The organism is Pseudomonas fluorescens (genome assembly GCF_018614775.1).
In the GTDB taxonomy this organism is placed as follows: Bacteria; Pseudomonadota; Gammaproteobacteria; order Pseudomonadales; family Pseudomonadaceae; genus Aquipseudomonas; species Aquipseudomonas fluorescens_BY.
This window is the reverse complement of record NZ_JAGGOF010000001.1, coordinates 61753-86700: the sequence shown is the minus strand read 5'-3', so window position 1 is coordinate 86700 and position 24948 is coordinate 61753. Positions and strand designations below refer to the sequence as shown.

23 protein-coding genes are annotated in these 24948 nt (G+C 61.3%); 14 read left to right on the top strand and 9 right to left on the bottom strand.

What is annotated here, in order from left to right; translation table 11 throughout:
• Window position 1: 1 nt before the first annotated feature.
• From znuB to zur, 3 genes are read right to left on the bottom strand one after another with little or no spacing between them, the layout of a single operon-like run.
• Entirely contained in the window at window positions 2-790 is a 789-nt protein-coding gene (gene znuB / locus J7E36_RS00410; RefSeq protein WP_214998787.1) for a zinc ABC transporter permease subunit ZnuB, read from the bottom strand.
• Window positions 783-1565, bottom strand: a complete 783-nt coding sequence (znuC, locus tag J7E36_RS00405; RefSeq protein WP_214998785.1) for a zinc ABC transporter ATP-binding protein ZnuC — start codon at window positions 1563-1565, stop codon at window positions 783-785. The genes znuB and znuC overlap by 8 nt, the downstream gene beginning before the upstream one ends.
• Window positions 1565-2047 (bottom strand): zinc uptake transcriptional repressor Zur, encoded by a 483-nt coding sequence (gene zur / locus J7E36_RS00400; protein WP_214998783.1) that lies wholly within the window; start codon window positions 2045-2047, stop codon window positions 1565-1567. The genes znuC and zur overlap by 1 nt, the downstream gene beginning before the upstream one ends.
• Window positions 2048-2113: 66 nt before the next feature.
• On the opposite strand from zur, the gene J7E36_RS00395 reads away from it, so the two are divergent.
• Window positions 2114-3037: a zinc ABC transporter substrate-binding protein gene (locus J7E36_RS00395; RefSeq protein ID WP_214998782.1), complete on the top strand. Its 924-nt coding sequence runs from the start codon at window positions 2114-2116 to the stop codon at window positions 3035-3037.
• Window positions 3038-3129: 92 nt separating this feature from the next.
• Here J7E36_RS00395 and J7E36_RS00390 read toward each other — a convergent pair whose 3' ends face one another.
• Together J7E36_RS00390 and J7E36_RS00385 are read right to left on the bottom strand one after the other, a co-directional pair.
• On the bottom strand, window positions 3130-4080 hold the full coding sequence (locus tag J7E36_RS00390; RefSeq protein WP_214998781.1) for a homoserine kinase: 951 nt from the start codon (window positions 4078-4080) through the stop codon (window positions 3130-3132).
• Between the two features lie 60 nt (window positions 4081-4140).
• Window positions 4141-4431 (bottom strand): DUF2782 domain-containing protein, encoded by a 291-nt coding sequence (locus J7E36_RS00385; protein ID WP_214998780.1) that lies wholly within the window; start codon window positions 4429-4431, stop codon window positions 4141-4143.
• 74 nt (window positions 4432-4505) lie between these two features.
• On the opposite strand from J7E36_RS00385, the gene polA reads away from it, so the two are divergent.
• A complete protein-coding gene (gene polA, locus J7E36_RS00380) occupies window positions 4506-7271 on the top strand; it encodes a DNA polymerase I (RefSeq protein WP_214998779.1) in 2766 nt (921 codons plus the stop codon).
• 298 nt (window positions 7272-7569) lie between these two features.
• Here the strand turns inward: polA and yihA are convergent, their stop codons facing one another.
• Window positions 7570-8211, bottom strand: coding sequence for a ribosome biogenesis GTP-binding protein YihA/YsxC (yihA, locus tag J7E36_RS00375; RefSeq protein WP_003196227.1), 642 nt, complete (start codon window positions 8209-8211; stop codon window positions 7570-7572).
• Window positions 8212-8402: 191 nt separating this feature from the next.
• Here yihA and J7E36_RS00370 point away from each other — a divergent pair, with 191 nt between their 5' ends.
• From J7E36_RS00370 to J7E36_RS00340, 7 genes are all read left to right on the top strand, one after another.
• Window positions 8403-8693, top strand: coding sequence for a c-type cytochrome (locus tag J7E36_RS00370; protein WP_003177141.1), 291 nt, complete (start codon window positions 8403-8405; stop codon window positions 8691-8693).
• A gap of 46 nt (window positions 8694-8739) precedes the next feature.
• Complete coding sequence (locus tag J7E36_RS00365) at window positions 8740-9351, top strand: c-type cytochrome (RefSeq protein ID WP_214998778.1); 612 nt, start codon at window positions 8740-8742, stop codon at window positions 9349-9351.
• Between the two features lie 197 nt (window positions 9352-9548).
• A complete protein-coding gene (locus J7E36_RS00360; RefSeq protein WP_214998776.1) occupies window positions 9549-10193 on the top strand; it encodes a thiol:disulfide interchange protein DsbA/DsbL in 645 nt (214 codons plus the stop codon).
• Between the two features lie 15 nt (window positions 10194-10208).
• On the top strand, window positions 10209-11087 hold the full coding sequence (locus J7E36_RS00355) for an endonuclease/exonuclease/phosphatase family protein (protein WP_214998774.1): 879 nt from the start codon (window positions 10209-10211) through the stop codon (window positions 11085-11087).
• The gene (locus J7E36_RS00350; protein ID WP_214998772.1) at window positions 11084-13111 is read left to right on the top strand and encodes a GGDEF domain-containing protein; all 2028 of its coding nucleotides are present in this window, start codon (window positions 11084-11086) and stop codon (window positions 13109-13111) included. The genes J7E36_RS00355 and J7E36_RS00350 overlap by 4 nt, the downstream gene beginning before the upstream one ends.
• 100 nt (window positions 13112-13211) lie before the next feature.
• Entirely contained in the window at window positions 13212-13991 is a 780-nt protein-coding gene (locus tag J7E36_RS00345) for an N-acetylmuramoyl-L-alanine amidase (RefSeq protein WP_214998770.1), read from the top strand.
• Window positions 13992-14063: 72 nt separating this feature from the next.
• Window positions 14064-15680 (top strand): EAL domain-containing protein, encoded by a 1617-nt coding sequence (locus tag J7E36_RS00340; protein WP_214998768.1) that lies wholly within the window; start codon window positions 14064-14066, stop codon window positions 15678-15680.
• 6 nt (window positions 15681-15686) lie between these two features.
• Here the strand turns inward: J7E36_RS00340 and J7E36_RS00335 are convergent, their stop codons facing one another.
• Both J7E36_RS00335 and algB read right to left on the bottom strand, forming a co-directional pair.
• On the bottom strand, window positions 15687-17477 hold the full coding sequence (locus J7E36_RS00335) for an ATP-binding protein (protein WP_214998766.1): 1791 nt from the start codon (window positions 17475-17477) through the stop codon (window positions 15687-15689).
• A gap of 10 nt (window positions 17478-17487) precedes the next feature.
• Entirely contained in the window at window positions 17488-18834 is a 1347-nt protein-coding gene (gene algB, locus J7E36_RS00330; RefSeq protein ID WP_214998764.1) for a sigma-54-dependent response regulator transcription factor AlgB, read from the bottom strand.
• A 437-nt stretch (window positions 18835-19271) separates the two neighbouring features.
• Between algB and J7E36_RS25140 the strand changes: the two genes are divergently transcribed.
• The 5 genes from J7E36_RS25140 to J7E36_RS00305 all read left to right on the top strand — a co-directional run bounded on the left by J7E36_RS25140 (window position 19272) and on the right by J7E36_RS00305 (window position 23716).
• Entirely contained in the window at window positions 19272-19559 is a 288-nt protein-coding gene (locus J7E36_RS25140) for a hypothetical protein (protein WP_231286433.1), read from the top strand.
• Between the two features lie 81 nt (window positions 19560-19640).
• Entirely contained in the window at window positions 19641-19805 is a 165-nt protein-coding gene (locus J7E36_RS00320; RefSeq protein ID WP_003177151.1) for a DUF1328 domain-containing protein, read from the top strand.
• A 2-nt stretch (window positions 19806-19807) separates the two neighbouring features.
• Window positions 19808-20272, top strand: coding sequence for an inhibitor of vertebrate lysozyme family protein (locus tag J7E36_RS00315; protein WP_214998761.1), 465 nt, complete (start codon window positions 19808-19810; stop codon window positions 20270-20272).
• Window positions 20273-20960: 688 nt separating this feature from the next.
• Complete coding sequence (gltP, locus tag J7E36_RS00310; RefSeq protein WP_214998759.1) at window positions 20961-22292, top strand: glutamate/aspartate:proton symporter GltP; 1332 nt, start codon at window positions 20961-20963, stop codon at window positions 22290-22292.
• A gap of 194 nt (window positions 22293-22486) precedes the next feature.
• The gene (locus tag J7E36_RS00305) at window positions 22487-23716 is read left to right on the top strand and encodes a nucleoside recognition domain-containing protein (RefSeq protein WP_214998757.1); all 1230 of its coding nucleotides are present in this window, start codon (window positions 22487-22489) and stop codon (window positions 23714-23716) included.
• 119 nt (window positions 23717-23835) lie between these two features.
• On the opposite strand, the gene J7E36_RS00300 is transcribed toward J7E36_RS00305, so the two are convergent.
• Window positions 23836-24843: a DUF5924 family protein gene (locus J7E36_RS00300; protein ID WP_214998755.1), complete on the bottom strand. Its 1008-nt coding sequence runs from the start codon at window positions 24841-24843 to the stop codon at window positions 23836-23838.
• Window positions 24844-24948 lie beyond the last annotated feature (105 nt).

Below are 24948 nucleotides of genomic sequence, written 5' to 3'. Positions count from 1 at the left end.
TCTACACCCCCCGGCGGGGCAGGACAAAACTCAGCAGAAACAACGCGCCGGCACTGACCACGATCGACGGGCCGGCCGGGGTGTCCTTGAACCAGGAAAGGGCCAGCCCGCCACACACCGCGAGCATGCCCAGCAGGCTCGCACCCAGGGCCATCTGCTCCGGCGAGCGGGCGTGACGCTGTGCCGCAGCGGCTGGAATGATCAGCAACGACGTAATTAGCAACACACCGACGATTTTCATGGCCACGGCGATGACCACTGCGATCAACAGCATCAGCGCCAGGCGCAGGCTGGCCACCGGCAGGCCTTCGACCCGCGCCAGCTCTTCGTGCACTGTGACGGCTAGCAATGGACGCCACAGCGCCACCAGCAACGCCAGTACCGCCGCGCTGCCCCCAAGGATCCACGCCAGGTCCGTCGGGCTGATTGCCAACAGGTCACCGAACAGGTAGGCCATCAGGTCGATGCGCACATCGTGCATGAAGCTCAGGACCACCAGCCCGAGGGACAAGGTGCTCGGCGCCAGAATGCCCAGCAGTGTGTCGGACGCGAGCGGCTGGCGCTGTTGTAACGTCACCAGCACCACCGCCAGCAACAGGCAGCCAACAGTCACGGCCACCGCCGGGCTCACGTCCAGTAGAAACCCCAGCGCCACGCCAAGCAACGCCGCGTGGGACAAGGTGTCGCCAAAATAGGCCATGCGCCGCCAGACCACGAACGAGCCCAGGGGCCCGGCCACCAGCGCGAGGGCCAGGCCTGCGAGCAGGGCGTACAACAGAAAATCAGCCATGCTTGCAGCCATCTCCATGAACATGGGGTGTCACAGGTGCACCGATGACCACCGAACCGTGCAGGTCGTGGGCGTGGTCATGGTGGTGGTGATAAATCGCCAGGCTTTGTGCGTTCTTGCCGAACAGCTCGACGAACGCCGGGTCGCCGCTGACCTGCTCGGGGTGCCCGGAACAGCAGACATGGCGGTTGAGGCAGACCACCTGATCGGTGGTGCTCATCACCAGGTGCAGGTCATGGGACACCATCAGCACGCCACAGCCGTGACGGTCGCGCAGGCGGGTGATCAGGCTGTACAACTCGGCCTGCCCCGCCACATCGACGCCTTGTACCGGCTCGTCGAGCACCAGCAGCTCAGGCTCGCGCAGCAGGGCGCGGGCCAGCAGCACCCGCTGCATCTCGCCGCCGGAGACACTTTGTACCGGGCTATCGATGACCTGTTCGGCGCCGACTTCGTTGAGCGCCGCCAAGGCCCGCTGGCGATCCACGCCAGGCACCAGGCGCAGAAAACGCAGGACCGACAGTGGTAACGTCGGGTCGACGTGGAGTTTTTGCGGCATGTAGCCGATCCGCAGCTTCGGTTTGCGCCAGACGTTGCCGCTGTCCGGCTTGAGCAAACCCAGCACGGCGCGCACCAGCGTTGTCTTGCCGGCGCCGTTGGGACCGATCAGGGTCACGATCTGCCCCGGCTCGACGCTGAGGTGGATGTTATCCAACACGTTCTGCCCGGCGAACGTCACGGCCACCTGTTCGAGGCGGATCAAGGCGTTGCTCATCAGGCCCCCTGGCAACCGGAGCAGAGGCCGACTACTTCGACGGTCTGGGTGTCGACCACGAAGCCCACATCCTTGGCGCTGGCGACGATGGCATCGCTGATGGACTTCTGTTCAAGCTCGATGGCGGCGTGGCATTCGCGGCAGATCAGGAACTGGCCTTGGTGGGCGTGCTCCGGATGGTTGCAGCCGACGAAGGCATTGAGCGACGAAATGCGGTGCACCAGGCCGTTCTCCAGCAGGAAATCCAGCGCCCGATAAACCGTCGGCGGCGCGGCACGGCGACCGTCCTGCTCGCTGAGCACCGCCAGGATGTCGTAGGCGCCCAGCGGCTTGTGGCTTTGCCAGACCAGTTCCAGCACACGGCGACGCAAGGCGGTCAGGCGCAACCCCTGACGTGCGCAGATGGTATCGGCCTCGGACAGCGCGCTGTGCACGCAGTGGGAGTGATCGTGGGGACGGCTGGCAAGGGGTGTAATAGGCATGGGCAGCGACGAGTTCTGTGAGAGACGTTATTATGTTACCCGTTCCCGCCTCTTCGAGTGGTCACCGTGTCCCGATTTTTTTCGCTCTTTGTCGCTTTTGTCGCCAGTGCTCTACTGATCGGCCCGGCCCAGGCTGACGTCAAGGTCCTCACCAGCATCAAGCCGTTGCAGCTGATCGCCGCTGCTGTGCAGGACGGCGTGGCCGTTCCCGAGGTGCTGTTGCCGCCAGGCGCTTCGCCTCACCATTACGCCTTGCGGCCATCCGACGTACGGAAGGTGCAATCGGTGGAGCTGCTCTACTGGATCGGCCCCGACATGGAAGGTTTCCTACCACGGGTGCTGAACGGTCGTACGCAGCCTTCGGTGGCGGTACAGGATCTGCCCGGGCTCACATTGCGGCATTTTGCCGAGGACAGCCAATCCCATACCGACGAGGATGGCGACGAACACGATCATGACCACCGCCCCGGCACGATCGACGCGCACCTGTGGCTTTCACCGATCAACGCCCGGGTGATCGCCGCCAAGATGGCGGCCGACTTGAGCGCTGCCGACCCGGCCAACGCAGCCCGCTATCAGAGCAACCTCGCCGGCTTCAACCAGCGTCTCGACGCCCTGGACACGCGCCTCAAGGCCCGTCTGGCCGGGATCGCCGGCAAGCCGTATTTCGTCTTCCACGAAGCGTTCGACTACTTCGAGGACCACTACGGCCTCAAGCACGCCGGCGTTTTCGCCGTGGCCGCCGAAGTCCAGCCCGGCGCCCAGCACGTCGCAGCCATGCGCACGCGCTTGCAAGCCGTGGGCAAGACCTGCGTCTTCAGCGAACCGCCCCTGCGCCCCCGCCTGGCCGAAACCCTGGTGGCCGGGTTACCGGTGAAGTTGGCGGAACTGGATGCACTGGGCGGCTATACCCCGGCAACGGCGCAAGGGTATGAGCAGTTGTTGGAAAAGTTGGGGAGTGATTTGGCGGGGTGTCTGGAGTCGTTGTAACGCTTGATTGGCGGTGACCCTGATCGCGGGCAAGCCCTGTCCCACAGAAATAAACACTGGTCTGTGGGAGCATGGCTTGCCCGCGATGCTGTTTAAAGGGCAAAAGGCAACCGTGTATGAACGTCCTGCCGCTGCGCCAACCGCTGCTGAAATTCCATCGGATCGTGAATCAACACATCCTGGCCGGCAAATGACTCAGCGGCAATCAACCGCGACAACCAGAACCGCACGCACGCCACACGCAGCATCGTTGGCCATAGCGCGGCCTCGGCGGCAGTGAACGGTCGCTGCGCTGCGTAGGCCCCCAGCAGCGCTCGTGCCCGGGCGCCGTCGAGCACGCCGTCGTCATCCGAACACCAGTCGTTCAAGGCAATGGCGACGTCATACAGCATCGGGCCGGAACAGGCGTTGTAGAAGTCGATCAGCCCGGTCAGGTGCGTGCCTTCGAACATCGCGTTGTCGCGGAACAGGTCTGCGTGGATGTTGGCGCGGGGCAGCGCCAGGATGCCGACCTTTTCCCGCTTGATCTCTTCCAGCGCCGCTTCCAGCAGTCGTCGGGGCTCGGCGTCGAGGTGCGCCAGCAGCTTCGCGCCCTCCTCCTGCATCCAGTCCAGGCCGCGATCGGTCCTGCGCTTGATCATGTTGTCGCGGGTGGCGAGGTGCAGGTGCGCCAGCAACTCACCGACCTGGGCGCAATGCTGGGCATTGGCCTGCTTGATGTGCTTACCCGCCAGGCGCGGTTGCAGCAGCGCCGGTTTGCCGGCCAGTTCCCGCAACGCGACGCCGTCGGTGGTGCGCAAGGCGTAAGGCACCGGCAGGTCGGCGTCATGCAGCACGTCGAGCAGTTCGATGAAGAACGGCATTTCCTGTACCGGGCCGCGCTCGATCAGGGTCAGGACGAATTCGCCTTGCTCCAGGCTGATAAAGAAATTGGTGTTTTCGCTACCGGCGGCGATCCCCTGGAAGTCAAGCAGGCGGCCGAGCCCATAAGGGACGAGAAAAGTTTCCAGCTCGGGCCGAGTCAAGGGGGTAAACACAGACATGGTTAAAAACTGCTCAGTTCTGGCGCCGCGTTTTGAGCGACGCCGGTTAAAGTTAAGAAACTACTTCCACTCAAAGATTTTCCAGGACGGAATCAGCATATCCGGCTGGTCCGAGCGGATGAAGTTTGCATCGGTCCCGTCTGCGCGCACCAGGAAGTACGGCGGTGCGCCCTTGGGCGTGACCTTGATCGCGTACAGGAAGCCGTTCTGGCGGTATTCCTGGATGACCTTGTCCCCTTCCGTGTGGATCGTGACTTCCGGCTCCGGCGTCGGCGCATCGTCCGCAGCCATGACGGCCAACGGAACGATTGCAAACAAGCCAGCCAGTAACAGGCGATTGAGTGTGCGCATGATAACCTTGTCCCTTTGTCGTCAACGGTCCCGCTATTCTAGCCCCGGACCCGCCGAAAAGGTTGATCCTGCTCATGAGCCAAGCCCCCCTCGTCCTGGTGGACGGTTCTTCTTATCTGTACCGCGCCTTTCACGCGCTGCCACCGCTGACCACTTCCAAAGGCCTGCCGACCGGCGCGGTCAAGGGCGTGCTGAACATGCTCAAGAGCCTGCGCAAGCAGTATCCGGACAGCCCCTTCGCCGTGGTGTTCGACGCCAAGGGTGGGACGTTTCGCGATGCGTTGTACGCCGAATACAAGGCCAACCGTCCGAGCATGCCCGATGACATGCGCGTGCAGATCGAGCCGCTGCACGCCAGCGTCAAGGCCCTGGGCTTCCCGCTGCTGTGCGTGGACAACGTCGAGGCCGACGATGTGATCGGCACGCTGGCCCGCAGCAGTGCCGCAGCCGACCGTCCGGTGGTGATCTCCACCGGCGACAAGGACATGGCGCAGCTGGTCGATGGGCACATTACTCTGGTCAATACGATGACCGGTAGCGCACTGGACGTGGCTGGCGTTAAGGAGAAATTTGGCGTCGCTCCGGAGCAGATCATCGATTATCTGGCACTGATGGGCGATTCCTCCGACAACATCCCGGGCGTCCCGGGCATCGGGCCGAAGACCGCTTCCGGCTTGCTGGTGGGCGTCAATGGCGGCCTGACCGAGCTTTACGGGCAACTGGACATCGTTGCCACGTTGCCGATCCGTGGCGCCAAGACCCTGGCCGCCAAGCTTGAAGAGCACAAGGAAATGGCGTTCCTTTCCTACGAACTGGCGACTATCAAGACTGACGTGCCGCTGGACATCGGTCTCGACGATCTGCAGATGGGTGAGCCAGATCACGAAAAACTCGCCGAGCTGTACACGCTGCTGGAATTCAAGAGCTGGTTCGACGAGAACCAGCGGGACGCCAAGCGTTCCGGTCAGGAAATCGTCGAAGTGGCTGAGGAGCTACCGGGTGCCGAGGCCAAGTACGATGTCATTCTTGACCAGTCAAGCTTCGATGCCTGGCTGGCCAAACTGGAAAAGGCGCCGCTGTTTGCGTTCGTTACCGAAACCAATGGCACCGATGCCCAGCATTCGCAACTCGTGGGCTTATCATTCGCCGTTGCCCCGTTCGAGGCCGCCTATATCCCGCTGACCCACTCCTACATGGGCGTGCCGGAGCAACTGGACCGCGACACGGTGCTCAAGGCCCTCAAGCCGCTGCTGGAAAACCCGAACAAACTCAAGGTCGGCCAGCACGCCAAGTTCGAGACCAACATCCTGGCGAACTGCGCCATCGGCGGTGATCAGAACAACGGCATCCTGGTTCAAGGCATCGCCTTCGACACCATGCTCGAATCCTACGTGCTGGACTCCACGGCGACCCGCCACGACATGGACAGCCTGGCGCTCAAGTACCTGGGCCAGAGCAAGACCGATTTCCAGGACATCGCCGGCAAAGGCGTCAAGCAGCTGACCTTCGATCAGATTTCCCTGGAGCTGGCCGGTCCCTACGCCGCCGAAGATGCCGACGTGACCTTCCGTCTGCATCAGGCCTTGCAGGAAAAACTCACTGCCACGCCAAGCCTGGGCAACGTGCTCAATGAAATCGAAATGCCGCTGATGCCGGTGCTGGCCCGGATCGAGCGCCAAGGCGCATTGGTCGATGCCAACCTGCTGGGCGTGCAGAGTGTCGAGCTGGGTGAAAAACTGGTGGCCCTGGAGCGTGAGGCGTTTGCCATCGCCGGTGAGGAATTCAACCTCGGTTCGCCGAAGCAATTGGGCGTGATCCTGTATGAAAAACTCGGTTTGCCGGTGCTCAGCAAAACCGCCAAGGGCCAGGCGTCCACCGCCGAAGCGGTGCTTGCCGAACTGGCCGAGCAGGATTACCCGCTGCCCAAGGTGCTGATGCAGTACCGCTCGCTGAGCAAACTCAAGAGCACCTACACCGACCGCCTGCCGGAGCAGATCAACAGCCGCACGGGCCGCGTCCACACCAACTACCAGCAAGCCGTCGCCGCGACCGGGCGATTGTCGTCCATTGACCCTAACCTGCAGAACATTCCGATCCGTACCGCCGAAGGCCGGCGGATTCGTCAGGCGTTCGTTGCCCCCAAAGGCTACAAGCTACTGGCGGCGGACTACTCGCAGATCGAGCTGCGGATCATGGCGCACCTGGCCAAGGATGAAGGCTTGCTTCATGCATTCCGCAATGACCTGGACGTGCACCGGGCCACCGCTGCCGAGGTGTTCGGCGTCGAGCTGGACGCCGTCAGCAACGACCAGCGCCGCAGCGCCAAGGCGATCAACTTCGGTTTGATATACGGCATGAGCGCGTTCGGCCTCGCCAAACAGATCGGCGTTGACCGCAAGCAGTCCCAGGCCTACATCGACCGCTACTTCGCCCGCTACCCGGGTGTGCTGGAATACATGGAGCGCACCCGCGCCCAGGCCGCCGAGCAGGGTTTCGTCGAAACCATTTTCGGTCGTCGGTTGTACTTGCCGGATATCAATGCGAAAAACCCGGCCCTGCGCAAAGGCGCCGAGCGCACCGCGATCAACGCGCCGATGCAAGGCACCGCCGCCGACATCATCAAGAAAGCCATGGTGGCCGTGGACCGCTGGTTGTCGAACTCAGGCCTGGAGGCCAGGGTCATCCTGCAAGTGCACGACGAACTGGTGCTGGAAGTGCGCGAAGACCTGGTAGAACAGGTCAGTGCGCAAATTCGCCAGCACATGAGCGGCGCCGCCAAACTGGATGTGCCGCTGCTGGTGGAAGTGGGCGTGGGCAATAACTGGGACGAGGCGCACTGAGACGCCTGAATGTTGAAAGGGTTTGTGGCGAAGGGTTTTATCCCTCGCCACAGGCACGCTTCGCCGTTCAGAAAGGTTTCAGTTTGGAAAAGTCCTACGGTTATTTCCAAAAATAATCTGAACTAAACCCGTGAATTGCTACTCAGAGATTTTGAATGGCTGGTGAAGCCCTTCAATGCTCCTATGTTGTGTTAAGTGTTGGCAGATATCTGGACCCCGCCCTAACGGTCCGGAACTTGGACCCCGAACTTCCCCCTCCCCATACGAAGTCCGGGGTTTTTTTTGCCTGCGATTTGGCTTATTCGGCCTCTTCGCTGCCCTTGTCGGCCAATTCCATCCAGTCGGCCAACACTGTATAGGCCTCTTCCAGGCCCATGCGCTTGGGCGCCGAGAACAGCTGGATGGTGATCGCGTCGCCCCAGCCTTTGCGGATTTCCGACTGCACCTTGAGCAAGGTGTTCTTGGCCGCGCCGTAGGTGAGCTTGTCGGCCTTGGTCAGCAGGATGTGCATCGGCATGCCGCTGGCGACGGCCCAGTCCAGCATCAACAGGTCGAAGTCGGTCATCGGATGGCGGATGTCCATCATCAGGATCAAACCCTTCAGACTCTCGCGGCTGCCCAGATAGGCTTCCAGGTGTCGCTGCCAGTGTTGCTTGAGCGGAATCGGCACCTTGGCGTAACCGTAGCCGGGCAGGTCGACCAAACGGCGTTCATCGTCTAGCTTGAAGAAGTTCAAGAGCTGCGTGCGACCCGGGGTTTTCGAGGTGCGTGCCAGGCTCGCATGGGTCAGGGTGTTCAGGGCGCTGGATTTACCGGCGTTGGAACGCCCGGCAAACGCCACTTCGAAGCCTTCGTCGTCAGGGCATTGATCGACTTTGGCAGCGCTGAGCATGAAGGTGGACTGTTGGCACAGGCCAAGGATGGGGTTCTTCAGTTGCATGGGATTTCCGATGTGGGCGGCGTCGGGAATGGACGCGGCAAGCTGTGTCGTTTCCGTTTCAGTGACGCCAGTATATAATGCCGCAGATTTTGTGTGCGCTTTGTCCCAGCGTAGGATGAAGCTCACGGGAGCGACCGACCGAAATTGCGCACTAGAACGCAGCTCGCTCTCAACCCTGAAAAGGTCGTTTTATGACGAAATGGCTGCTAGCTGCCGGTGTCTTGATGCCGCTTTACAGCGCTCAGGCTACACAGGATCCGGAAGCTGTGTACAACCGTGTTTGTGGTGCCTGTCATTCCGGCCAACTCCCCACAGCGCCTCGTAAAGGCGATCAGGAAGCTTGGACGCCGAGGTTGGCGAAAGGTATGGAGACGCTGGTGCAACACGTGACCCAGGGTTTCAAGGCGATGCCGCCGCGTGGTTTGTGCATGGACTGCAGTGCCGAGGATTACCGAGCAATCATCCAGTGGATGAGCGAGTGATCCCGGTCCATAACTCTTTAACCCTTAGCCGTAGTTGGATTAGCTGATGAACAAACTGATCGTGAGTCTGCTGTTGACCTTGGGGATGACCGGTGTAGCCCACGCCGCTGGCGATGCCGCCGCCGGTCAGGCGAAAGCGGCAGTATGCGGGGCCTGCCACGGTCCGGACGGCAACAGCATGGCGCCCAACTTTCCGAAACTGGCGGGCCAGGGCGAGCGTTACCTGAACAAGCAACTGCACGACATCAAGTCCGGCAAGCGCACGGTACTGGAAATGACCGGCCTGCTGAACAACCTGAGCGACCAGGACCTGGCGGACCTCGCGGCGTATTTCTCCAGCCAGAAAGGCAGCGTTGGCGCTGCCGATCCAAAACTCGTGGCACGCGGCGAGAAGCTGTTTCGCGGCGGCGATCTGGAAAAAGGCCTGCCGGCCTGCACCGGTTGCCACTCGCCTAACGGCGCCGGTAACGCCCCGGCTGGGTTCCCACACCTGGGCGGCCAGCATGCCCAATACGTGGCCAAGCAGCTCACGGACTTCCGCAAGGAAGAAGCGGGGCGCACCAATGACGGCGATGCGATGACTATGCGCACCATCGCTCGCAAGCTGAGTGACGAAGATATCGCAGCCGTTGCCAGCTACATCCAGGGTCTGCACTGAGGTCGTTGAACGACGTTGCGAGGGGCGCACGCCGCTTGTGACGTTAACGCTCGATTAATCTGTCGATGCAAGCATCAAAAGGGTGGCTTTGGCCGCCCTTTTTTGTGGCCGCTGCCGTTACACTAGCGAAACTGAACCCGCCAAGGCCTGTCTGAAAAACACACCTCGCGAGGTCCCCAATTGTCCAGGAGTAAAGCATGCGTAATCTGATCACCAGCGCCGCGCTCGTTGTCGCCAGCCTGTTCGGCATGGCCGCCCAAGCCAACGCCGACGAAGCGAAGGCACCCTACGTTGAATTGACCAACCCGGTTCCGGTGGCGGCCCCTGGCAAGATCGAAGTGGTGGAGTTGTTCTGGTACGGCTGCCCGCACTGCTACGCGTTCGAGCCCGTCATCAACCCATGGGTCGAGAAGCTGCCCAAGGACGTCAATTTCGTTCGCATCCCGGCCATGTTCGGCGGCCCGTGGGACGCCCACGGCCAGATGTTCCTGACCCTCGAAGCCATGGGTGTCGAACACAAGGTTCACGCGGCAGTGTTCAACGCTATCCAGAAAGAAGGCAAGAAACTGGTCAAGAAAGAAGACATGGCTGACTTCCTCGCCACCCAAGGCGTTGATAAAGACAAGTTCCTGGCCACCTTCGACTCCTTCGCTATCCAGGGCCAGATCAAAAAGGCCAGGGAGCTTGCGAAGAAGTACGAAATCACCGGCGTGCCGACCATGATCGTCAACGGCAAGTATCGCTTTGACATCGGCTCCGCCGGCGGTGCAGACCAAGCCTTGCAGCTGGCTAATCAACTGATCGCCAAGGAGCGAGCGAAAACCAAGGCTGTCGCCAACTAAGCGCGGTCTACGCCCATGGCCCGCTGGAGCACCGAACGCCTTGTTGGCCTGCATGAACCGCGGGTCAACGAGCACCATGTCACGTCCACGGGCCTGCCTGCCGATAGCCGTCTGCGGCTGCTCAGCTTCAACATCCAGGTGGGCATCAGCACCGAGCGCTACCGGCATTACCTGACCCGTGGCTGGCAACATTTGCTGCCCCACAACGGACGTGCCGGTAACCTGCAGAAAATCGGCGACCTGCTGAAGGATTTCGACCTGGTGGCCCTGCAAGAGGCCGATGGCGGTAGCCTCAGGTCCGGCTTCGTCAATCAGGTGGAACACCTGGCCCAATTGGGCGCATTTCCCTACTGGTACCAGCAACTCAATCGCAACCTCGGCCGTCTCGGCCAGCACAGCAACGGTGTGTTGAGTCGCCTGCGGCCGTGGGCGATCGAAGACCATCCGTTGCCGGGGCCCAAGGGCCGCGGGGCGATCCTGGTACGTTTCGGCGAAGGTCCGGAGGCGCTCGTCGTGGTCATGATGCACCTGGCCCTCGGTGCTCGGACCCGGACGATGCAACTGGCCTACATTCGCGAGCTGATCGGCGCCTACAAGCACCAGGTGCTGATGGGCGACATGAACACCCACGCCAGTGACTTGCTGCAAACCTCGCCCCTGCGCGATCTCGGCCTGCTTGCTCCGCAACTGCAAGCGACATTCCCCAGTTGGCGCCCCCAGCGCTGCCTGGACCATATCCTGTTGAGCCCGACCCTGACCCTTGAACGCGTCGAGGTGCTGGCCCAACCCATTTCCGATCACCTGCCGGTCGCGGTCGAGATTCGTTTGCCGGGTTCGCTCACGGCCGATGCCTTCCCCACGTTAAGCCCGGCCCCTCGCGGACCCGATGAATGAGCGACGACGCCGAACGCTGGAGAGAGAAGTACCTCAAGAGCATCGAACAGCAGGAGAAGCTCGAGCGTCGCTGGGATGCCCGGCTCGACTTGCTGCGTCGCGGCCTGGTCCGCAGCACCTTGGCTGCCGAGGGCTCTGATCGGGCGGTCGATGAGTGCATGAAAGAGATGCGCGAGGTGGTGCGCACCGATGACATGGATGCGGGCCTGGCGGCCTTGCTGCCGCGCCTGGAGAAAGCCGTACTCGATTCCGAACAGCGTCGCGAGACCCGCGTCGAGCAGATGAACGCGGCGCTGACGGCCCTCGTGGCCCAGTTGCAGAGCCTGCCGCTGCCGAAGGAAGTCAGCCGGCCCCTGAAGAAATTTTCCAAGCGGTTGGAGGAGCGCGTCGGCCAGACCCGAGAGATTCCGTTGCTGCTTAGCGAGTTGAGCGGCCTGCAAGGCAAGGCACTGAGTGCGTTGGAAACGCCTGCTGAACCCCATCGTCCGGGGTTGCTGCAACGGTTGTTTGGCGGTCCGGGCCAAGAGGAAGCGGCGCCTCTCCGGCAAGAACCTGCCCAAGCGAACGATGCGGTTCCCGTGCCGGAAATGGCCCCGCTACGCCGGTCAACAGACGTCGCGCCTGTTGAACCAGCACCGGAAAACACATCAGTCTGCATGGCAGAGCAAGCCCCCGCATCGCAAGCGAGGCCTGAACCGTTAGCTGTCACCGTGCCGACGACTGAACTTGAAACGCCTGCGCCGGCGCCTGCATCCGAAATAGCCCAGCCAACAAGCGAACCGGACGAAACAACCGGGCCTGCGGTCGTTGAGCACCCAGCCCCCCTACCCGCGCAGGAAAATCCCGACGAGCTGACCCTGCAAGAGCCCGCGTCAGCCCAGCCCGACAGCCAGCAGTCCTCTGCCGGGCCCAGCGAAACAGAGGGGGGCGCCGAAGGCGTCGACACCCAATACGCCCTGCCCGACTCTCCGGAACCCTCCTACAGCTCGGTCGCCCGGCACATTGAAGACACCCTGCTGGGCCTGCTGGGGGACCTGACCCTGCCAGAGCGGCATCGCCCCCAAGCCGAAGCCATGCGGGAGAGACTGCAAAATGGTTTGAACTGGTACGAATTACTGCCGATTCTCGACGACCTGGCGGTGCTCATGCTGGCGATCACGGACAGCGGCCAGCATGAGTTCGAAGCCTACCTGCAGCGCCTCAACGATCGCCTGGAGTCGTTCCAGAACAGCCTGCGCGCCGCCAGTGAAGACCATGCGGACAACCTTTCTGCCTCGCGGGACATGGACACCCAGATTCGCGAACAGGTGGACGGCCTGCAAAGCAGCGTGCAGGACGCCGATGACCTGGAAGGCCTCAAGCAAGTGCTTGAAAACCACCTTGAGGGCTTGCTGGGGACAATGGACCAGCATCAGAAGCAACGCGATCAACGCGAGCAGGAGGTCTCGGCGCGCCTGAAAAGCCTGGCCGAACGCGTCGCATTGATGGAGCAGGATGCCCTGATCGTTCGCGAGAACCTGGAGGAGCAGCGACAAAAAGCGCTCATCGACCCCCTCACCGGGCTGCCCAACCGTGCCGCCTGGACCGAGCGTCTTGAGCAGGAGGTTGCCCAGTGGCAGCAACACGGTAACAGCCTGCTGCTGGCCATGCTCGACCTCGACCACTTCAAGCGCATCAATGATAACTACGGCCACCTGGCCGGTGACCGGGTGCTGAAGCTGATTGCCTCGGTGCTGCGCAAACGCCTGCGCGGTGGCGATTTTATTGCCCGCTTCGGGGGCGAGGAATTTGTCCTGCTGGTGCCCGACACGCCATTGGCCGCCGGAACCAAACTGGCCGAGGCGTTGCGCGCCGCCATCGAAGCCTGTCCTTTTCATTTCAAGGGCGAGCCCGTAACGATCACGGTGTCCATGGGCATGACCGCCTTCAAACCGGGAGAACACAGCGATACCGTGCTGAAAAGAGCCGATCAGGCGTTATATCGGGCTAAAAGTGCAGGACGTAACCGTATCGAGCTGGGCTGAAGCAATTGTTCCAATTTGTTTAATCAGTGGCCACGCGCGGATCATCGGACGGCGATACGTTACACTGTTGCATTAATTTCAACGTGTAACGTCATCCGCCATGAAATTCGTCTCGCTCATCCTTTCGTTACTCATCCTGGCCGGCTGCGCCACGGGCCCTCGGCTCGACACCCGTCACCCCTCGGTCAATCACGACAGCCGCATCCAATTTGTCGTGGTGCATTACACCTCGGCCTCCCTGGAGCGCTCGCTGGCGCTGCTGACCCACGGTGAGGTCAGCGCCCACTACCTGATCGGCGACGATAAAAGCGCCACTGTTTACAAGCTGGTGGATGAAAACCGGCGCGCCTGGCACGCCGGAGAAAGCGAATGGGAAGGACGGACCTGGCTCAACTCCAGCTCCATCGGCATCGAGATCGTCAACCCTGGCTTCACCGACACGCCCACCGGACGCCTGTGGTATCCCTACAGCGAAGCCCAGGTGCAGGCATTGATCGTGTTGCTCAAGGACATCGTCCAACGCAATGCGATCAACCCGCGCAGCATTATTGGCCACAGCGACATCGCCCCCCTGCGCAAACTTGATCCCGGCCCGCTGTTCCCCTGGAAGCGCCTGGCACAAGCCGGCCTGGGCATCTGGCCTGACGAACAGGCGGTCGCTCGCCAGCAGTCCAACTTCGCGACTCAGTTGCCGAGTGCCGGCTGGTTTCAGGTCGAGCTGGCGCGTCTGGGCTACCCGACACCCCAGACCGGCGAATGGGACGTGGCCACCCACCATGTGCTGGCCGCGTTCCAGATGCACTACCGGCCTAGCCGGTTCGATGGCATGCCGGACGCGCAAAGCGCTGCGATTTTGCAGGTGCTGAACCAGACAAAATAATGACGCCCGTCCGACGAATCGGGCCGAATCCAAAACAGAAGCTATAACTCATTGGTAACTTTCGGATTACCCATGATGACGGCTGCCCGAGAAACCTTGCAGAGCTGGCTCCATCGCCCCCTTTTCCTGGCGATGATGGCGGCTGCCCTGAGTACCCTGCTGTTGCTGGCGGGCAGCCTGTTCGTGGTGGTGCAGCAGATCCAGCAGCGTGAAAGCGACCAGATGAACGCCCAGGGTGAGCGCTTTCTGCAACGGCTGGAACAGCTTTTCGGGCAATTGCGTGAAAGCCTCGACGACCTGCAGAACCAGCCATTGCGCGGCTGTGACGACGACATGATCGCGACCTTGCGGCAGGTCAGTTTCAACTACCGTTTCGTGTATGAAGCGGTGTACGTCGACGGCAACGGCATCTGCTCCAACCGTCCACGCCAGGGCGGATTGCCGGGGGCGCGACTGCCCGACATCCGCGGCCCGACCTACAGCTACTGGCTCGACACCACCACAGAACCCGACGAAGACCGCGCAGCGCTGATGCTGGGACGCGGTAACTTCCGGGTGGCCACCTCTCGCGGGCATCTGACCGATGTGGTCGACCTGCCACCGGGCAGCAGCCTGTTGGTCGTGCTGGATCATGGTAAGCGGGCCATTCCGGTACTGGGCACTGATCAACGTTGGCCGCCTACGGAACCCTGGCCACCGAAAAGCCGCAGTGCGCTGCAAGTGACCCAGAACCGCCTGATCTATCGAATGCCCACCGACAGCCCGGAATATCAACTGGTGCTGATCGCTGCGCGTGACGGTTTCAGGGTTCCGGCCAAAGCCTGGTGGATGCTGCCCATCAGCCTGATGCTGGGTCTGGGGATCGGCTTCCAGGTCTTTCTGCTGGCCCGCCAGCGCCAATCCATGGACGCCGAGCTGCACGGGGCCATCCGGCGCGGTGAATTGCAGGTGTTGTACCAGCCGATTTTCGACCTCGACAGTCGTAACTGTGTAGGTGCGGAGGCCTTGCTGCGCTGGCGACGGCCGGACGGTACCCTGACCAGCCCCGACTTGTTCATTCCGATGGCGGAGAACACCGGACAGATCCGCCAGATCACCGATTTCGTGCTGCAACGGCTGTTCGATCAACTGGGCCAGTTGCTAAGGGTCAATCCGCAGCTGTACATCTCGGTCAACCTGGCGGCCTGCGATGTGATGGTGCCGCGCATCGGCGAGGTGATTGCCCGCCTGTTGGCGCTGCATCGGGTGTCGGCCCGGCAGATTGCCTTTGAGGTGACTGAACGCGGGTTGATTGATGTGTTGGTGGCCCGCGACAACTTGCAGTCGTTGCGCGATGTCGGGCACCAGGTGTTGATCGACGACTTCGGGACCGGCTATTGCAGCCTGGCCTACCTGCAAACCTTGCCGGTGGACTGTCTGAAAATCGACAAGGCATTTATCGATGCCTTGGGCCATGATGCCGCCAGCAGCGGTGTCGCCCCGCACATCATTCGCATGGCTCACGCATTGCAGCTCAAGGTGATCGCCGAAGGCATCGAACACGAAGCACAAGCCTCGTACCTGAGCAGCGAAGGGGTGAAATTCGGTCAGGGTTGGCTGTTTGCCCATGCCCTCAGTGCGGTGCAGCTCATCGAGCTGATCACACGCGGTCGCCGCCTGCGCGGCCGGCGCCTGGACGACGAAGCCTGAGCGCCCTCAGATCGTCAACGCCATATAGAACTGCGTGCCCTGCCCGGGCCTTGAATAAACCCCCATGCGTCCGCCATGGAGCTGGACGATCTCCTTGCAGAGCGCCAGGCCGAGGCCCGCGCCGCCCTTCTTGCGTCCGACTTGGACGAAAGGTTCGAAGATCCGTCCCTGTTGGCCGTAGGCAATGCCTTCACCGTTGTCCTCGACGCTGATGATTACCCGTTCCCCATGTCGCCGGGCCTGCAAGCGGATCTGGCCATGTTCACCCGTGTGGCGCATGGCATTGTCGATCAGGTTATCCAGCACCCGTTCCAACTGAGCAGCATCTGCATGCAGGCGTGGTAGCGGGCCCTGGATCGCCACGAGTAACTCGACACCCTTGACCCTGGCCTGTTCGGAGAACCGCAGCCGGGCCGTTTCCAATAACTCTTCGATGGAACAAGGCGCCAGGGTCAGTTTCTGCAGCCCATTCTGGTAGCGCGAAAAATTCAGCAGGTCATTGATGAGCTGCATCAGCCGCTGCATTTCTTCAGTGACCGTATCGAGCAGGTCGGCCTCGCGAGACTCTGGCGGGAAGTGCAAGCGTTCCTGCAACAAGCCAAATGCCATGTGCATGCCGGTCACCGGTGTGCGCAGCTCATGGGAGGCGCGCAATACGAATTCACTGCGCACCCGTTCGAAAGCGCGTTGTTCAGTGACGTCATGCAGCACCATCACTGCGCCGAGGATGTGGCCTTGGGTGTGGCTGACCGGCGTGAGGCTGTAGGTCAGTACGCGCGACTCGCCATCCACTTCGATGCTCAGGTCCTCCGGGGCGCGTTCCAGGGTGCCACCGCGAAGGACCAGTTGCAGTTGCTCATCCAGATCAACACGGCCCAATGCCTCACCCAATCCCTGGCCCAGGCGCTCCTCATCCCAACCCAATTGCCGCTGCGCGACCGGGTTGAGGTGTTCCAGCCGGCCTTGCCGGTCGATCATCAGCAAGCCGTCGTCGATGCTGTCGAGCACGGCTTGCAAGCGCTGCTGGCCAGCGAGCAGCTCATCGACATTGGTGGCCTGATGTTCGCGCAGGGCTTGAGCCATGATGCCGAAACGCCGCGTCAGCAGATTCACTTCGGCAGCGGAGGAAACCGGCAGCGTGACTTCGAAGTTGCCCTGGCCGATGTCATCCGCTGCCGCCGCCAGCGCTTCGATCGGTGCCCCGTAACGCCTGGCGATGCCATGGGCGGTGACAAAGCCGATGATCAACACCGCCAGCCCCACCAACCCCAGCAAGCCGGAAATCAACAACGCCCGCTCCCGGGCACGGGTCTGGGTTTCAGCGATGTTGTTCAAGGCCTGGCGATAGCCCTCGATCAGGCCATTGCGCAGCACATTGAATTTTTCGGTGAGGTCCTTGATACCCGCGAGCTGGGGCGACTGTCGACGGGACGCCGTGAACGCCTCAACGAACCCGATGTAGTCGGTCTTGGCCTTGCTGAAGTTACGCGGCGTATCGTCCAGGCTCCGTTCGTGCGCGATGCCCTCGTCGATCAACGCCAGGTACTGCTGTTTGGACACTTCCAGGGCGGCCAGGTCCGGCTTGTCAGCGAGCATGATCATCAGCTGGTCACCGAGGGTCTGGCGCAGCTTCAGGCCCAGGTCCAGCAGAATGAAGTTGTCGCGTACCGAGCGTTCCTGGGTATTGGCCATCTGCATCACGCTGACCAGGCCGAGCACCAGGCCCAGCAGCGCCACGGTGATCAGCGCCGAGATACTCAGAAACAGCCGAGTGCGCAGCTTCATCGCCAGTTTCATAGGGTGTCGCTCACAGGTTGTACTGCTTGCGTTTGCGATACAGCGTGGACGCATCGATGCCCAGGGTCTTGGCTGCCTGGTCCAAGGTGTCGGCGGTGGCCAGCACCGCGCCGATGTGCGCCTTCTCTAGCTCGTCGAGGCTCAGCGCGGCGCCGATCCGCGGCGCATTGTTAACCGGCTGTTCGGCCATGCCCAAGTGACTGATTTCGACTTTCTCCTGTGGACAGATGATGCTGGCGCGTTCGACCACGTTGCGCAGCTCACGAATATTGCCCGGCCAGCGATAGCCTAGCAGCGCTTCGCGGGCCTGGTCACTGAAGCCGCGGGCCGGACGCGCATATTCCTTGACGAAGCGCGCCAGAAAGCGGTCGGCCAGGGTCAGGATGTCTTCGGCGCGTTCACGCAGCGGCGGCAAGTGCAGGGTAATGACGTTCAGGCGATACAGCAGGTCTTCGCGAAAACGCCCATCACGCACCATGTCTTCGAGGTTGAGGTTGGTCGCGGCGAGAATCCGCACATCGGCGCGGCGAGTCACCGGGTCGCCCACCCGCTCATATTCCTTGTCCTGGATGAAACGCAGCAATTTGGGCTGCAAGGTCAGGGGGAAATCACCGATCTCATCGAGAAACAGCGTGCCGCCATCCGCTTGGTTGACGCGTCCCAGGGTGCTTTCACTCGCCCCGGTAAAGGCCCCACGACTATGGCCGAACAGCTCGCTTTCCATCAATTCGGCGGTCAGGGATGGGCAGTTGATGGTGACGCAGGACTTCTTCGCGCGCTTGCTCCAGCCGTGGATCGCCCGGGCCAGCTCACCTTTACCGGTGCCGGACTCGCCGAGAATCAGGATGTTGGCGTCGGTGCTGGCGACCTGACGAGCGGTTTCCAGCACGACTTTCATTGCCGGACTGTGGGAGTCGAGGCCGTCCTTGGGCTTGCGCACTTCCCCTTCCAGGGCTTCGAGCCGTGCCGACAACTGGCGCACTTCCAACTGTTTGGCCGTCGCCAGGCGCAACTGATCCGGGCTGCAAGGCTTGACCAGATAGTCGGCCGCCCCGGCCTGAATTGCATCCACCGCCGTGTCGACCGCCGAGTGGGCCGTGACGATCACCACCCGCATCCAGGGCGCCTGGATGCGCATCTGCGCCAGGACATCCAGACCGTTGTCCTCGCCCAGGCGCAGGTCAAGAAAGCACAGGTCGAACACCTGGCGTTGCAGCAGCGCGTCGGCCTGGGCGGCGCTGTTGGCAGTGGCAACGGTATAGCCTTCGTCTTCCAGGCAATAACGGAACGTACGCAGGATGGCGGACTCGTCGTCTACCAGCAGAATGCGGCCTTGCTGCTCAGTGGCGGATTCCATTTTCCTACGCTCCTTAAAGAATGATGATGGTTAGTGTCAGAAAAATCGGGCAAGTTGCATGGTCATTTCCGAGGGAATATTACCCACCGAAGACGGCCCTGTGGACGCCTGACGTCTAAAAGATTGATTTGAGCCGCTTTTTCCCCACTTCACCCGCGTTGAAGGGCTCGGCTCGGTCATTCCGACAGCTGTTTCTGACAGGCAATTCAAAAAGAATCTAACGGCCGCCCACCTTCGCTCGTGCAATACGCACGACCGCCGCCGAACCCATCGTGCAGGATGCGTTTTCAAACATTTCTAATGAATATATAACTTATTGATTTATAAAGATTTTATTCACTTTAGAATTCTGGCACGGCGACTGCAATGGTCTGGTCAACACGGCGTTCGCAGCGCCTCAACCAGATCACTACAACCCCGGTGGGAGGAATTTCAGGATGAATCGTCAAAGTGCCGCCCCGTTTCGACTGACTTCCCTGCACATCCAACAGGGCTTGTGGGCTGTTCTGGCGCTGCTGATCACTCTCGTCGCTGGTCAGCAACTGCTTCTTTGGCAAGAGAGCCAGCAGCCCGAGGCGCCACAGGTGTCGATTCATCGCGCCCCACAAACCCATTTCAGCGCTGTCAGCAGCGTCGCGGAAGCGTCCGCGTCGATGCGAATGATGGACGTCGATCAGGCTCAGCCCGTGACCGACATGCCCCGTCAGGAGCGTTGGGTGTTTTAACCCGGTGAACCGGCCGTCTGTCACGCCGGAACCATTACCCGCCAGACCCTAACTAAATAGAAAAGCTTAAGGAGAATCACCATGTTGAGTTGGGCAATTACTTTCCTGATTATCGCCATCATCGCCGCCGTTCTGGGCTTCGGTGGTATCGCAGGCACCGCCACGGGCATCGCCAAGATTCTCTTTGTCGTATTCCTGGTGATGTTCATCGCTTCCTTCTTCTTTGGCCGCCGCGGCCGAGGCTGACCATGGGCGTTCCCTTTAAAGGACTGGCCGCCGCCCTGCTACTGGGCGGCAGTGCCGTGGCAATCGCTGCCAACGACGGACAAATGCGGGCCAATCAATTGCTTGGAGCTGACCCGCAATACCGCGAGACCTGGCAACACGTCGTCAAAAAGGAAGAGCGTCTGCCGGAATGGGTGATGAACCTGTCAGGCGATGCCGACCAGATGAACGCTGTCGAGGAAGATGGCGACAAGTACTTGGTCGGCCCGTTGTGCGAAACCCAGGCGACCTGCCGCAGCAAGCGCCTGATTGTCGCGTTCAGTTTCGACAAGGACGAAGCTTACGCGATGTTGGTTGAAGTCCCTGCCGGACTGCCGGCCGACAAATCGCCGACCCGTCACGCCGACTACCGTTTTCTTGGCAAGCCCGATGAAGGTATGCAAGAACTGTTAATGGAACAGCTCAAGAAAGATCCGAACTGGTACTGATTCTGAAAACGGGAAAAGCAGCCTTGCTTTTCCTTCTGCACAGCCCGAGGAGGGCCGCTGCATGACCAGGGGGCTGGGACGTTCTGACTGATTGAGTCGGAGTGACCTACGGGCACAAGGGGTGCCTGCGAAAGGGCCGGGTCAGGTAAAAGCTGCGACGCAGGTTCGCAAAGTCCACACGGCTTGGCGAACTTGCGGAGAGCTTCATTTCGCACAGTACCTGTGCCAGAGCGGTTGGTTGAGTTGACAACGAGACCCGGCCGTTGCCGAGGCATTTATCTCCTGATACCCCAGTCATCGTTCGCTTCTGACCGTATATCGGAGAATCCCCGGTGCATTTTCCATCGCATTGAGCGCACCACTCGCCTTCTTCCATCGGTTCTACACACGTTCAGGGAAAAGCCCGGCTACGCTGAAATGGCCGGTTCACGGCACTTATGCCCGCCGAAATGTCCTGTTCGAACTGCCTGGGACGTGAGTTTTGTTTTGAAAATCTCATGCCGATTCGGCATAGGGTAGGCGTTTACGGCATTAGACGTGCCCATTCCGCGTCGCAATAGTTGCGCCTTTTTTCGCCCCGCCGGTAAGCCGCTCGTGCGCTCGGGGTGTCCTTATACGGGGACAATTGCACGAACGTTCAACCGTGTTTGTGCTGCTGTCCGAGTCCAACTGAAGTAAGGGTAATGATATGAAGAAGGCCAAGTTAAGCCTCGCCTGGCAGATCCTCATCGGTCTGGTCCTCGGGATTGCATTGGGCGCGCTGCTCAACCATTTCAGTGCCGAGAAGGCCTGGTGGATCAGCAACGTGCTGCAACCGGCGGGCGATATCTTTATCCGTCTGATCAAGATGATCGTGATCCCGATCGTGATTTCCTCGTTGATCGTTGGCATCGCCGGGGTCGGTGACGCCAAGAAGCTCGGACGCATCGGTCTCAAGACCATTCTGTACTTCGAAGTCGTCACCACCATCGCCATCGTCGTCGGCTTGCTGCTGGCCAACTTCTTCCACCCAGGCAGCGGCATCGACATGAGTACCCTGGGGACTGTGGACATTTCCAAGTACCAGGCGACGGCGGCGGAAGTGCAGCATGAACATGCGTTCATCGAGACCATTCTCAACCTGATCCCGTCGAACATCTTTGCTGCCGTCGCTCGCGGCGAGATGCTGCCGATCATTTTCTTCTCCGTCCTGTTCGGCCTGGGCTTGTCCAGCCTGCAATCGGACCTGCGCGAGCCGCTGGTGAAAATGTTCCAGGGCGTATCGGAAAGCATGTTCAAGGTCACCCACATGATCATGAACTACGCTCCGATCGGCGTTTTCGCACTGATCGCGGTAACCGTTGCCAACTTCGGGTTCGCGTCCCTGCTGCCGCTGGCGAAGCTGGTGATTCTGGTTTACGTCGCCATCGCGTTCTTCGCCTTCGTCGTGCTGGGCCTGATCGCCCGCCTGTTCGGCTTTTCGGTGCTCAAGCTGATGCGCATCTTCAAGGATGAGCTGGTGCTGGCCTATTCCACCGCCAGTTCCGAAACCGTACTGCCGCGCGTGATCGAGAAAATGGAAGCCTATGGCGCACCGAAGGCTATCTGCAGCTTCGTGGTACCCACTGGTTATTCGTTCAACCTCGACGGTTCGACGCTGTACCAGAGCATTGCGGCGCTCTTCATCGCCCAGCTGTACGGCATTGACCTGTCCATCAGCCAGCAATTGCTACTGGTGCTGACCTTGATGGTGACCTCCAAAGGCATCGCCGGCGTGCCGGGCGTGTCGTTCGTGGTGCTGCTGGCCACCCTGGGCAGCGTCGGCATTCCGCTCGAAGGCCTGGCCTTCATCGCCGGTGTCGACCGCATCATGGACATGGCCCGCACCGCCCTGAACGTTATCGGCAACGCCCTGGCCGTGTTGGTGATCTCGCGCTGGGAAGGCATGTACGACGATGCCAAGGGCCAGCGCTACTGGAACTCCCTGCCGCACTGGCGCAGCAAGGAGCCGATGCCGGCGGCTGAGACGTCCAGCCGCTGAGGGCTCGCATGCCCCTGTGGGAGCGAGCCTGCTCGCGATAGCGTCAGGTCTGTCGACATCAATATAGGCTGACACTCCGCCATCGCGAGCAGGCTCGCTCCCACAGTGAAACAGGCAAGCCCCGGAGAAATCCGGGGTTTGTCGTTTCTGCCAGCCCCGCTATCATTCGCGGCATCTTCCGGGGGATTCAACCGATGCTCAATGGCCTGTGGCTTGGCTTCTTTATCGTGGCAGCCGTGTCGGCGCTGGCGCAGTGGCTGGTCGGCGGCAACGCCGGGATCTTCGCCGCGATGGTGGAAAGCATTTTCGCCATGGCCAAGTTGTCGGTGGAGGTGATGGTGCTGCTGTTTGGCACCTTGACCCTGTGGCTGGGGTTCCTGCGGATTGCCGAGAAGGCCGGGATCGTCGACTGGCTGGCCAAGGCCCTCGGCCCGTTGTTTCTGCGCCTGATGCCGGAAGTGCCGGCCGGCCACCCGGCCATCGGCCTGATCACCCTGAACTTCGCGGCCAACGGCCTGGGCCTCGACAACGCAGCCACGCCCATTGGCCTCAAGGCCATGCGCGCCCTGCAGGACCTCAACCCCAGCCCGACCATCGCCAGCAATGCGCAGATCCTGTTCCTGGTGCTCAACGCCTCGTCGCTGACGCTGCTGCCGGTGACGATCTTCATGTACCGCGCCCAGCAAGGCGCGCCGGACCCGACCCTGGTGTTCCTGCCGATCCTGATCGCCACCAGTGCATCGACGCTCATGGGGCTGCTATCCGTCGCCTTCATGCAGCGTTTACGATTGTGGGACCCCGTGGTGCTGGCTTATCTGATTCCGGGTGCGCTGGCGCTGGGCGGTTTCATGGCGCTGTTGGCAACGCTGTCGGCCACGGCGTTGGCCGGGTTGTCATCGATCCTGGGCAACCTGACGTTGTTTGGCCTGATCATCCTGTTCCTGGTGGTGGGCGCGCTGCGCAAGGTCAAGGTGTATGAAGCCTTCGTCGAAGGCGCCAAGGAGGGGTTCGACGTCGCCAGGAACCTGCTGCCGTACCTGGTGGCGATGCTCTGCGCGGTCGGCGTGCTGCGGGCTTCGGGCGCGCTGGATTTCGGCCTGGACGGTATCCGGCACCTAGTGGCGTGGGCCGGCTGGGACACGCGTTTCGTCGATGCCTTGCCGACCGCCATGGTCAAGCCATTCTCGGGTAGCGCCGCCCGGGCGATGTTGATCGAAACCATGAAGACGTCGGGGGTGGACAGCTTCCCGGCGCTGGTGGCAGCAACCATCCAGGGCAGCACCGAGACCACGTTCTACGTGCTGGCCGTTTATTTCGGCGCCGTCGGCATCCAGCGGGCGCGCCATGCAGTGGGTTGCGCGTTGCTGGCCGAGCTGGCCGGTGTCGTGGCGGCAATCGGGGTTTGCTACTGGTTCTTTGGCTGAGACAAGCAACGAAACCCGTGGGAGCGGGCTTGCTCGCGAAAGCGGAGGGTCAGTCAATATCAATGTTGACTATGCCGACGCTTTCGCGAGCAAGCCCGCTCCCACTTAACTGATCTGCTTCAATCAGTCACATCGAACCGCAACACCCCAATCATCTGGCCATTTTCCGTCAGCACCCGCACTTGCCATTTGCCCACCGGGTTGTCCGGGAAGTTCTGCTTGTGGGTCCAGGCGCGATAGCCTTCCTTGCGCCCGCCATGGATGTCCAGGGCGATGCGGTCCACCTCTTTGCCGTTGAACTGCCAGACATGGTAAATCCGCTCATCCAGCCCACGCGGCGCGTTGACGGCGGTATAAGCGTACAGGCCGTTGCCACGGATCTGTGCGGCGCTGACTTCCTGCAGGCTGGCGCCGGGCGTGCGGTCCTCCAGTTGGGTGCTGATCGCCACTTCGGTCATCCACAACGTGGCCGGCGGCACCCAGGAACGCAGCACCCAGCCGGCGGCGCCTATCCCGAGGGTGATGCACAGAATCGCCACGGCGTTGCGCACCGTGCGGATCGGGAAAATCGACGCCAGGCTCGGGAACGACAGCACCATGGAGATGCCCAGCGCCAGCTTGAAGCTCTGGTCAGTGGTCAGGTGCACAATGACCGGCAACGCGGTGAGCAGGGCAGCGAACAGCGTCAGCGTGTGCAACGCCAGGAATGCCCAGCGTCGCGGCGCCAGCCATTTGTAATACAGCGGGTCAATGATCGAGATCAGCGCTGCCGCCCCGAGCAATCCGGTAAAAATGAACTGGCTGCTGTTCCAGGTGGTGGTGATGAAGAAAAACGGCAGGACGAAAAACAGGCTTTCCTGGTGAATCATCTGTGTGGCGTAACGCAGCAGCGGCTGGGGGATCTCCCGCTTGAAAATCCGCGCGAACAGCCGGGTCATGCTGTTCTCCACCATCAGCCAGAGCCAGCTCACCAGCATCATGACCGCGATCCAGGTCGCCAGGCCCTGCTGGCGGTCGACCAGGATGAAACTGCCAGCCCCGGAGATGAAACCACCGAACGCAATGACCCCGGGGTAGCGCTTTATCAATTCAAGGATGCGCTGGATAAAGTGCGGCAGGTTCTGCATTAGGCGGTTTCACAGTAAGTCGTAGGAAATATCCCTGACAGAGTAGCGTCCGGGCATCGGCATAGCGAGGTTCGTATCCGCTTCTGTGCTGGGGGGACTGTGGGA